The sequence below is a fragment of the Micromonospora noduli genome (genome assembly GCF_003264365.1).
In the GTDB taxonomy this organism is placed as follows: domain Bacteria; phylum Actinomycetota; class Actinomycetes; order Mycobacteriales; family Micromonosporaceae; genus Micromonospora; species Micromonospora noduli.
The window spans coordinates 1-10,752 of sequence record NZ_PYAK01000099.1 but is presented as its reverse complement, the minus strand read 5'-3'; the positions used below and the strand labels follow the sequence as shown (position 1 = coordinate 10,752).

At 72.1% G+C, this 10,752-nt stretch carries 10 protein-coding genes; 7 read left to right on the top strand and 3 right to left on the bottom strand.

Features of this window, described 5'->3' with window-relative positions:
• A partial coding sequence (locus GUI43_RS32250) for a M50 family metallopeptidase (protein ID WP_428842240.1) occupies positions 1–756 on the bottom strand: 756 nt, incomplete at its 3' end.
• 140 nt (positions 757–896) lie between these two features.
• Between GUI43_RS32250 and GUI43_RS32245 the strand changes: the two genes are divergently transcribed.
• From GUI43_RS32245 to GUI43_RS32225, 5 genes are all read left to right on the top strand, one after another.
• Positions 897–1,811, top strand: a complete 915-nt coding sequence (locus GUI43_RS32245) for a RecB family exonuclease (RefSeq protein WP_112700575.1) — start codon at positions 897–899, stop codon at positions 1,809–1,811.
• A 209-nt stretch (positions 1,812–2,020) separates the two neighbouring features.
• A complete protein-coding gene (locus GUI43_RS32240; RefSeq protein ID WP_112700581.1) occupies positions 2,021–2,707 on the top strand; it encodes a response regulator in 687 nt (228 codons plus the stop codon).
• 355 nt (positions 2,708–3,062) lie between these two features.
• On the top strand, positions 3,063–3,830 hold the full coding sequence (locus GUI43_RS32235) for an ABC transporter ATP-binding protein (protein ID WP_091408615.1): 768 nt from the start codon (positions 3,063–3,065) through the stop codon (positions 3,828–3,830).
• The gene (locus GUI43_RS32230; RefSeq protein WP_112700573.1) at positions 3,830–6,385 is read left to right on the top strand and encodes an ABC transporter permease; all 2,556 of its coding nucleotides are present in this window, start codon (positions 3,830–3,832) and stop codon (positions 6,383–6,385) included. Before GUI43_RS32235 ends, GUI43_RS32230 begins: the two co-directional genes overlap by 1 nt.
• A gap of 158 nt (positions 6,386–6,543) precedes the next feature.
• Positions 6,544–6,921, top strand: coding sequence for a carboxymuconolactone decarboxylase family protein (locus GUI43_RS32225; protein WP_112587341.1), 378 nt, complete (start codon positions 6,544–6,546; stop codon positions 6,919–6,921).
• Between the two features lie 48 nt (positions 6,922–6,969).
• Here the strand turns inward: GUI43_RS32225 and GUI43_RS32220 are convergent, their stop codons facing one another.
• A complete protein-coding gene (locus GUI43_RS32220) occupies positions 6,970–7,626 on the bottom strand; it encodes an HAD family hydrolase (protein ID WP_112700579.1) in 657 nt (218 codons plus the stop codon).
• Positions 7,627–7,747: 121 nt separating this feature from the next.
• Positions 7,748–8,491, bottom strand: a complete 744-nt coding sequence (locus GUI43_RS32215) for a neutral zinc metallopeptidase (protein WP_112587343.1) — start codon at positions 8,489–8,491, stop codon at positions 7,748–7,750.
• A gap of 571 nt (positions 8,492–9,062) precedes the next feature.
• Between GUI43_RS32215 and GUI43_RS32205 the strand changes: the two genes are divergently transcribed.
• Complete coding sequence (locus tag GUI43_RS32205; protein WP_112587347.1) at positions 9,063–9,464, top strand: YciI family protein; 402 nt, start codon at positions 9,063–9,065, stop codon at positions 9,462–9,464.
• Between the two features lie 4 nt (positions 9,465–9,468).
• Positions 9,469–10,725 (top strand): RNA polymerase sigma factor, encoded by a 1,257-nt coding sequence (locus tag GUI43_RS32200; RefSeq protein WP_112700569.1) that lies wholly within the window; start codon positions 9,469–9,471, stop codon positions 10,723–10,725.
• Positions 10,726–10,752 lie beyond the last annotated feature (27 nt).

The following is a 10,752-nucleotide window of genomic DNA, read 5'->3' as shown; positions in this document are numbered from 1 at the left end:
CAGCGGCGTGCCGGTGGCCACCGGCCACACCGGCCGGGCCAGCCGGGCGAGGTCGATCAGCGGGAACCGGCGGCTGACCCGGGCGGCCCGGATCGACTGCCCGGCGCCACGCCAGAGGGTGACGGCGACCAGCAGCATCAGCGGCAGCGCCAGCGGCGCCAGCCGCCGCTCGACGGTGAGCAGCAGGACCAGGGCCGCGGTGCCGACGGCGACGACCCGGCCGGCCCACCCGGCGACCTCGGTGCCGAGGTGCCGGTCGCGGGTCAGCCCCCACACAGCGGCGCGCAGCGCCCGGCCGCCGTCGAGCGGCAGCCCGGGCAGGCTGTTGAACACCGCCACGATGACGTTGCTGACCGCGAGCTGGAAGGCGAGCTGGTGCGCCACGGTCCCCTCGGGCAGTGCGAGCGTGGCGGTGACCGCCAGGACGCCGAGCACCGCGGAGACCGCCGGGCCGGCCAGCGAGACGAACAGGTCGACGCGGGGCGACGGGGCGTCCCGGTCCATCTCGGTGTAACCGCCGAGCAGCTCCAGGGTGATCCCGCGCACACCGATGCCGTACCGCCGGGCGGTGAGGGCGTGGCCCAGCTCGTGCAGCAGCACCGAGCCGAGCAGCGACACGACGAACCCGAAGCCGATCAGGTAGCCGCTGAGCTGCGGCAGGTCCAGTTGACGGCGGGCGAACTCGCCGTACAGCACCGCGATGAGCACCGCGAGCAGGACCATGGAGCCGTTGAGGTGCAGCGGCACCCCGAACACCTTGCCGACGTTCAGGCCGAGGCGTCGGTCCGGTCGGCGCGGCGGCCTGGTTGTCTGCTCCATCGCCACGATGCTACGGACCGTCGCTGTGTGGGGCGGGCGGCGGTCGGTGTCACACCGGTGCCCTAACCTTTGCCGACATGACGGCGGAATCGGTCACCAGCTCCCAGCCCTCCCCCGCGGCGCAGACGCCGCCGACGGTGCGGGCCTCGCTGTCCCCGTCGCGGGCGGCGGATTTCAAGACCTGCCCGCTGCTCTACCGGTTCCGCAGCATCGACCGGCTGCCCGAGCGCACCACCATCGAGCAGGCCCGGGGCACGTTGGTGCACGCGGTGCTGGAGCGCCTGTTCGACCTGCCAGCCACCGGCCGCACGCCGGAGGCGGCCGGCGACCTGGTGGCTCCCCAGTGGGACCGGCTGGTCACCGAGCAGCCGGAGCTGGCCGGGATCTTCGACGGCGCGGAGCCGGCCGGCCCGGTGGAGTTCCTCCGCTCCGCCGCCGGGCTGTTGCAGGGTTACTTCGCGGTGGAGGATCCGACCCGGCTGGAGCCGGCCGAACGCGAGAGCCTGATCTCCGCGGTCGTCGACGAGGAGCTGCTGATCCGGGGCTACCTCGACCGGCTCGACGTCGCTCCGGACGGCGCGCTGCGGGTGGTCGACTACAAGACCGGCGGTGCTCCGCGGGAGGCGTTCGAGGCGCGGGCGCTGTTCCAGCTGAAGTTCTACGCCCTGGTGCTGTGGCGCACCCGGGGGGTCGTGCCCCGGGTGCTGCGGCTGCTCTACCTGCGTGACGCCGAGGTGTTGGACTACACCCCCGACGCCGACGAGCTGGTCCGTTTCGAGCGCACAGTGGTGGCGCTGTGGCGGGCGATCGAGCAGGCCACCGCCCGACAGGATTTCCGGCCCCGGCCGAGCCGGCTCTGCGACTGGTGCAGCCACCAGGCGCTCTGTCCCAGCTTCGGCGGCACCCCGCCGCCGTTCCCGGTGGCCGCGGCGAGCGCCGACCCGCTGCGCGACTCCCGGTCCACCCCGGTGGCGCCGGGCGCCGACGAGTGACGGCCGCCTGAGCGACGCGTACGCCCGGCGCGGCGATTCAGGCCGCCGGGATCGCCTGCCGCACGCCGACGCCGAAGACCCGACCGCAGCGGTGCCGCCTCGGTCGGGACAGGGCGACCGGCCGGCCTCTACGGTGATCCGCGACGCACCGGCTCCGGTACGCGAGGATGACCGGTGCGCGCCACGACGCCGGCGGGACGGGAGACGAGATGAGCGATCAGGCGCCCTCGGCGCGGCCGGTGCGGATCCTGCTCGCCGACGACCAGCCGCTGCTGCGGACCGGGTTCCGGATGGTGCTGGGCGCCGAGAGCGACCTGGACGTGGTGGCGGAGGCCGGTGACGGCGTGGAGGCGGTGGAGTTGTCCCGCCGGCTGCTGCCCGACGTCGTACTGATGGACATCCGGATGCCCCGGATGGACGGGGTGGCGGCGACCCGGGCCATCGTCGACGCCCGACTGCCGGTACGGGTGCTGGTGCTCACCACCTTCGACCTGGACGAGTACGTGGTGGGCGCGTTGCGGGCCGGCGCGAGCGGGTTCCTGGCAAAGGACGTGCCAGCCGAGGATCTGATCGCGGCGATCCGCACTGTCGCCGGCGGGGACGCGGTGGTGGCACCTCGGATCCTGCGGCGACTGCTGGACCGCTTCGCCGAACTGCTGCCCGACCCGGCGGCGACGCCGTCGGCGGCGCTCAACGCGCTCACCGACCGGGAGCGCGAGGTGCTCGTGCAGGTTGCCCGGGGGCTGTCCAACGCCGAGATCGCGACGGTCCTGTCGGTGAGCGAAACCACAATCAAGACGCACGTCGGGCATGTGCTGACCAAGCTGCGGCTGCGCGACCGGGTGCAGGCGGTGGTGCTCGCGTACGAGTCGGGTCTGGTCCGCCCCCGGGCGTAGTCGGACCGGCCCGGGTACCTCACCCGGCGTACTCGAAGATCCCTCCGTGGGGGGACGGCTGCCGTTGCCGTCGTCACCTACCGTGACCGGAGATGGCCCGGTTCGGTTGACCCTCCTGTGGCGTCAGGTGCAAGTGTCGGTGCGGCTGCCCGCCGCCGTGGGGAAAAACGGTCGACCGGCCGTCGACTCAGGGGCAACCCTGATCCGACATGGGGGTGCACCCGCAGCGGGAAATCCGCGCCGGGTCCCCCCAGGGTCGGACGGGACGGGCGTAACCAGCACCGATGATTGAACAGTCGCGCCGGACCATCGGGGGGCGGCGTGCATTTTCGGACAGACGGAAGAGGTAGATGACGTGACCGCGACGGTAGGCCAGCAGGCGCAGGCCGCGGCCCGGGCGAACGACGTGTGGAAGGTGTACGGCAGCGGCGAGGCTCAGGTCGTCGCGCTGCGGGGGGTCAGCGCGGAATTCGAACGTGGCCGCTTCACCGCGATCATGGGCCCGTCGGGTTCCGGTAAGTCGACGCTGATGCACTGCCTGGCCGGCCTGGACTCGGTGACCCGGGGGACGGTGTCGATCGGTGAGACGACGGTCACGGGGCTGGGCGACGCGGGGCTGACGAAGCTGCGGCGCGACAAGGTGGGCTTCATCTTCCAGCAGTTCAACCTGCTGCCGACGTTGACGGCCAAGGAGAACATCCTGCTGCCGCTGTCGATCGCCGGGCGCAAGCCGGACCCGGCCTGGTACGACACGGTGATCGAGACGGTGGGTCTGAAGGACCGGCTGGACCACCGGCCGGCGCAGCTCTCCGGTGGGCAGCAGCAGCGGGTGGCGTGCGCCCGGGCGCTGGTCTCCCGCCCCGAGGTGATCTTCGCGGACGAGCCGACCGGCAACCTGGACTCGCGCTCCGGCGCGGAGGTGCTCAACTTCCTGCGTAACTCGGTCCGGGAGCACGGCCAGACCATCGTGATGGTCACTCACGACCCGACGGCCGCCGCGTACGCCGACCGGGTGGTCTTCCTCGCCGACGGCGAGATCGTCTCGGAGCTGATCGAGCCGACCGCCGAGACGGTGCTGGACACCATGAAGAAGCTGGACACTGCGGCCGAGGTGGGCAACTGATGTTCCGCGCGACGCTGAAGAGTCTGCTGGCCCGTAAGGTCCGGCTGATCCTGTCCGGCCTGGCGGTGGTGCTCGGGGTGATGTTCGTCTCCGGGGCGTTCGTGCTCACCGACACGCTGGGTCGCTCCTTCGACTCGGTCTTCGCCGACGGTTTCTCCGAGATCGACGTGAACGTCGCGGCGAAGCCGAAGGTGCAGGTCAACGAGATGGAGGGCGAGCAGACCGTCGCCCCGCTGCCGGCCGCCCTGGTGGACCGGGTGAAGCAGGTGCCGGGGGCGGCCTCGGCGACCGGTGTGGTCAACGCCGACGGCGCCCGGGTGATCGGCAGCAACGGCAAGGTCGTCACCTCGTTCGGCCCGCCGCAGTTGGGCGAGAACTGGACCGGCGAGAGCGAGCTGCTGAAGCTGCGTGAGGGGCGCGCGCCGCAGGCCGAGGACGAGATCGTCATCAACAAGGCGTTGGCCACGGCCGCGAAGGTGCAGGTCGGCCAGAAGGTCGGCGTGCTGACCGCGTTCGAGTCGAAGAAGCGGGATTTCACACTGGTCGGCGTCTTCGGTTACAGCGGTGACCGGGACTCGATCGGCGGGGTCAACGAGGTCTTCTTCACCACTCCGGTGGCGCAGCGGCTGATGCTGGGCGAGCCGGACGTGTTCAGCAGCATCACCGTGCAGGCCGCCGACGGGGTCTCGGACGAGAAGCTGCGCGACGACGTGGCGCGCACCCTGGGCGCGGACTTCGAGGTGAAGACCGGCGAGCAGGTGGCCGCGGACGCCTCGGCCAGCCTGAAGGAGGGCCTGTCCTTCTTCAACAAGATCCTGCTCGGCTTCGCCGCGGTGGCGCTGCTGGTGGGCACCTTCCTGATCCTCAACACCTTCTCGATCATCGTGGCGCAGCGGACCCGGGAGTTGGCGCTGATGCGCGCCATCGGGGCCAGCGGCCGGCAGATCATCGGTTCGGTGGTGCTGGAGGCCATCGCGGTGGGGTTGATCGCGTCGGTGCTCGGCCTCGCCGCCGGTATCGGGGTGGGCGCGCTGCTGGCGTACCTGTTCGGCAAGCTCGCCGGTGGGCTCACCCTGGCCGGCATCGGCGTGCCGGCGGCTGCGGTGATCGGTTCGTTCGCCGTCGGTCTGGTGATCACCGTGGTGGCGGCGCTGCTGCCGGCGCTGCGGGCGTCCCGGATCCCGCCGATCGCGGCCATGCAGGACGTGGCCACCCCGGACCGGCCGTTGACCAAGATCACCGTGGCCGGGTCGCTGGTCACCGGCATCGGCGCGGTGCTGCTGTTCCTCGGGCTCAGCGGCAACGCCGGTGGTCAGACGCTGTCGACCATCCTCGGTGGGGTGCTGTTCGCCTTCATCGGGGTGGCGCTGCTGACTCCGCTGATCAGCCGGCCGGTGGTGAGCCTGCTCGGGGCGATCTTCTCCTGGTCGGTGCCGGGCAAGCTGGGCCGGCTCAACTCGGGGCGCAACCCCCGTCGTACGGCGATCACGGCCGCCGCGCTGATGGTCGGCATCGCGCTGGTCACCGGTGTCACGGTCATCCTCGACTCGGCCAAGGGCAGCATCAGCGCGCTCGCCCAGGACACCATCAAGGCCGAGCTGGTGATCGCCGGTCAGCAGGGCGGCCCGCGTCCGCCGACCTTCGACCCGGGTGTGCTGGACCAGGCCAAGGCCCTGCCCGGTGTGCGGTTGGTCGACGGCGAGTACGGCGACATGGCGCGCATCGACGGCGAGGGCACCTGGGTCGCGGCGAGCAGCGACGTCGCGTCGCTGCGGCAGATCTTCGGAGCGAAGCCCACCGCCGGTGACATCGACCGGCTCGGGCCGACGCAGATGCTCGCCAGCTCGGACACGGCCACGTCCCGTGGCTGGTCGGTGGGCTCCACTGTCAACGTGCAGCTGACCCGGGGCGAGGCACGCACCTACACGATCAGCGGCATCTACGAGTCGTCGCAGCTGACCAACCCGGTGACGCTGCCGGTGACCGCGGCGAAGGACTTCGCCATCCCGCAGCCCATCCAGGGCTTCATCCAGCTGGACCCGGGCACCCGGGTGTCCGACGTCCAGCCGCAGGTGGAGGCGTTGCTCGCGGACAGCCCCGAGGTGTCGGTGGCCGACCGGGACGCGTTCATCAAGCAGCAGACCAGTTCGCTCGACGGGCTGCTCACGATGATCCAGATCCTGCTCGCGTTGGCCATCGTGATCGCGGTGCTGGGCATCATCAACACCCTGGCCCTGTCGGTGCTGGAGCGGACCCGCGAGCTGGGTCTGCTGCGGGCGATCGGCCTGCGCCGGTCCCAGACCATGGGCATGATCACCGTGGAGGCGGTGGTGATCTCGGTGTTCGGCGCGCTGCTCGGGGTGGTGGTGGGCACCGGCCTCGGCGCCGCGGTGGTCGAGGCCCTCAAGGACGAGGGCATCACCGACCTGATCCTGCCGTGGGGGCAGATGGGTGTCTTCCTCGGTCTCGCCGCCATCATCGGCGTGGTGGCCGCGGTGCTCCCGGCCGTCCGGGCGGCCCGGATCAACGTCCTGGGCGCCATCGCCCACGACTGATCGGCACTGCCGAGGCCCCCGGTCGCCATCCGCGCGACCGGGGGCCTCGGCCTGTCCCATTCCCCCTCGGCCACCCGTACGCGACTGCCAGGCTGGTGCTGCCGGCAGGGCGCCGGCCCGCCCCGCCAACGGGCGGCCGGAGAGCCGGGACTGGTGACATGACCGATCAGGACCCGTACCAGCGGGCACTCGACAACGCCGAGCGGCTACTCGGCCAGCCGTTGGTCCTACCGCTCGGCGAGGGCGAGCCGCCGGTGGGGCACGACTTCCGTCGACTCGCCACAGAGCAGACCTTCGGCGCGGCCTGGCCCCGCGAGGGCCTGGACCTGCGCAGCCGGTGCCTGGTCTCGGTGGCGATCGCCGCCGCCCTCGGCACCCACGAGCCGCTGCGCGGGCAGCTGCGCATCGCGCTGACCTCGGGCGTGACCAGGGAGGAGATCGTCGAGCTGTTCATCCACCTGGCCGCGTACGCGGGGGCCGCTCGGGCCTTCGACAGCTACCAGGTGGTCGCCGCGGTCTTCGCCGAGCGTCGCTGAACGAGGCCGGTCGCGACAGCCGAGCGCCAGCGACCGGCGCCGGGCGGGTCAGCCGGTCGCCGCGGCCCGATCGGTCAGCAGCGCCGCGAGCAGCGCCAGGTCCACGCCGGTCAGGCTCTCCACCTGGTGTACGCCGACAGTGCTCGGCAACGCCACCTCCGCCGGTACGGCCAGCACCGCCGCGCCCGAGGCGAGCGCGCTGGCCACCCCGGTCGGTGAGTCCTCGATCGCCACACAACGCTCGATCGGCACACCCAGCAGCCGGGCCGCGGTCAGGTACGGCTCGGGGTGCGGCTTGGCCGCCACCACCTCGTCGCCGGCGACCACCGTGTCGAAGTTGTCCCGACCGAGGGTGTCCAGGGCGATCTCGACCAGCGCCCGAGGGCTGGAGGTGACCAGCGCGGTGGGGATGCCCGCAACGCGGACCGCGCGCAACAGGTCGAACGCGCCCGGCCGCCAGCGCAGACCGGTGCGGAACAGATCCAGGATCCGGGCGTTGATCCACGCCGCGCTGATCTCCGGATCCCGTTCGGGCTGCCCCAGGTCGTCGTGCAGGATGCGCATCGACTCGGCCATGGCGGTGCCAATGATCGACTGGCGGGCGTCGACGGAGAGTTCCCCGCCGTACTCCTTCGCGAGTTCCTGCAACGCGACGTCCCACAGCTTCTCGCTGTCGACCAACGTGCCGTCCATGTCGAAGAGCACAGCGGCGGGGTGATGGCTGCTCAGCGGAACCTCCAGGGTCGTGACCGACACCGGCGATCCTGCCAGCACCCCCCGGGGCCGGTGGCGGCAACGGGCGCCAGGGTGATCCGGGCAACCCAGTTCAGCCCAGGTCGCACTCCTTCAGGGAACCCTCGTAACCCCGGAAGAACATGTCGGTGCGCTGCTCGGCGGTGCCGTGCGCCCCTTCCGCGAACCACGGCTGGTCCGGGTCGTCGCCGACCGCCGCCACCCCCTCCCGGAACTCGTCCAGGTCGCCCTCGGCGAGGGTCAGGGCCTCCGAGCGCACCGAGTCGCCGAGGTACGCCCCGGCCATGCAGTCGGCCTGCAACTCCTGCTGGATGGTGAAGCTGTAGTTGATGCCGAGCCGCACCTGGATGGCGTGCGCGTACTCGTGCCCGAGCAGGTAGAACACGAACGCGTCGCCGACCTGGCGGAACGCCGCCACCGACCAGGCGACGTCGTACGCGATGAAGTCGCCCTGCGAGCAGTAGACGGCGTTGTTGCGGGGCAACGCCTGACCGCCGCAGGACACCTCGCCGTCGCGCTGGTACGGGATGATCCGCCGGATCGGTCGGAACCGCTGCCCGGATTCCTTGAACTGGGCCGCCCAGTACCGCTCGGCGACGTCCTGTGCGTCGGCGACGTCCTGCTCGAACTCGGCGACGCTGGTGGTGCTGTCGGCCCGGGTGGTTCTCGGTCCCGGTGACGCTGCCGACTGGTTCGCCCCGGGGCGCTCGGCCTCCGGCTCGGCGAGGCCACCGCCTGCGCAGGCGAGGGAGACCAGGGCGGCGACCAGCAGGCCCGCCAACGGGCCCCGCGCGTCGCGTCCGAACCGTGCCCCCACTGTGCCTCCCCAGACATCGGTGCTCAGGCTGGTAGTACCCCGACGACAGGACCGAAACGCCCGTCACCGGTTTCACGCGCGGCACGGCCGGACGGTTCACGCACTACCTGGTCAACCACCGGCTGCGCCGCTCGTACGGCCAGTAGGGTCGCTCAACCGCCCGAATCCCGACCGCGCTGCCACGTGTCACCCTGGTCACCGTGCCGCTCGGCCTCGTACCGCTGCTGCCGCGCCCGAGCGTCCCGCCCGGCCCGAGGTTCGTCGCCCCCAACCTCACCGACCCGCCCCCGCCGCACCACAACGCCAAACGCCACCCCCGCCACGACGACAAAAACCCCCACCAAGACCCACACCACAGTCATCCCGCCAACCTAGGCCCCACCCACCACCCCTGAACCCCAGTGATCATGGAGTTGGCGTCATCCCACTCGGCGTGTCGTGACGCTAACTTCATGATCACCGGTTCGGGTGGAGGCAGACCCGGGGTGGTGGGTGTCCGGGTGGGGGGATGGGGTTCGACGTTTCCTGTGAGGCGCCGGGGTGGTGTCCTCGCAGGAGGAGGGGAAGAACCATGAAGTACATGATTTTGCTCTACGGGTCGCAGCAGGACTACGACGTGCTGTCCGGGCGGGCCTCTGACCGGCCGGCGATGTCGGCCGAGCAGATCGCGGCGATGCACCAGCACATGGAGACCTTCCACCAGACGCTGGCCGAGTCCGGGGAGTTGGTCGACGCCCGGGGCCTGAGCGAGCCGGTGCACGCCCGCCGGGTGCAGGTGCGCGAGGGGGCACCCGTGATCACCGACGGCCCGTACCCGGAGACGCAGGAGGTCCTCGCCGGTTACACCATCGTGGAGTGCGCCAGCTTCGACCGGGCCACCGAGATCGCCGCCGGCCTGGTCGACCCGGACGCCCCCGGTGGGTACGTGGACGTGCGGCCGGTGCTCGACGGTGTCGAGGACCTGGCCGGCTGACCCGGTGCCGGAGACTCCCGCCGAGGATCTGCTGCGCGAGCTGGCGCCGCAGGTCCTCGGCGCGCTGGTCCGCCGCTACGGGCACTTCGACACGGCCGAGGACGCGGTGCAGGAGGCGCTGATCGCCGCCGCGCACGGTTGGCCGCGCGACGGCGTACCGGACAATCCGCGTGGCTGGCTGATCACCGTGGCGTCCCGTCGGCTGACCGACCTGCTGCGTCGCGAGCAGGCCCGGATGCGGCGGGAGGACACGGTGGCCCGGTGGGTGCTGCCGGAGCAGTGGCGCGCCCCCGCCGCCGACCGTCCGCCGGCGGACGCCGACGACACGCTCATCCTGTTGTTCCTGTGCTGCCACCCGGCGCTGTCGGCGGCGTCGCAGATCGCGCTCACCCTGCGGGCCGTGGGCGGGCTGAGCACCGCCGAGGTGGCGCGCGCGTTCCTGGTGCCGGAGGCGACGATGACCCGGCGGATCAGTCGGGGCAAGCAGCGGATCCGTGACAGCGGGCTGCGGTTCGCGCCGCCCACCGGCGCGGAGCGCGCCGACCGGCTCGCCGCCGTGCTGCACGTGCTCTACCTGATCTTCACCGAGGGGTACGCCCGCACCGCCGGGCCCGGGTTGCTGCGCGCCGACCTGACCGCCGAGGCGATCCGGCTGACCCGGCTGGTGCGCCAGCTGGTGCCCGAGGACCCCGAGGTCACCGGACTGCTCGCGTTGATGCTGCTCACCGACGCCCGCGCTCCGGCACGGATCGGCCCGCACGGTGAGCTGGTGCCGATGGCCGAGCAGGACCGCTCCCGGTGGCGCGCCGACCAGATCACCGAGGGCGTCGAGCTGATCACCGGGGCGCTGCCACGCGGGGTGGTCGGGGCGTACCAGCTCCAGGCGGCCATCGCGGCCGTGCACGACGAGGCGCCCAGCGCGGCGGCCACCGACTGGGCGCAGATCACCGCCCTGTACGAGGTGCTCCTCGGGATGTCCGACAACCCGGTGGTGGCGCTCAACCACGCGGTGGCGGTGGCCATGAGCCGAGGCGCGTCGGCCGGGTTGGCGCTGCTCGCCGACCTGGCCGACGACCCGCGTCTCGCCGACGACCCGCGACTGCCGGCCGCCCGCGCCCACCTGTGGGAGCTTGAGGGCGAGCGGCTCGCGGCGCGGGAGGCGTACCGGATGGCGGCGGCCCGCTCGACGAACCTGGCGCAGCAGCGCTACCTCAACGCCCGCGCGGAGCGCCTCGCGGGCGACCCGCCGCCGGCCGGCTGAGCCGCACCGTCCGTGAGGCGCTCCGCG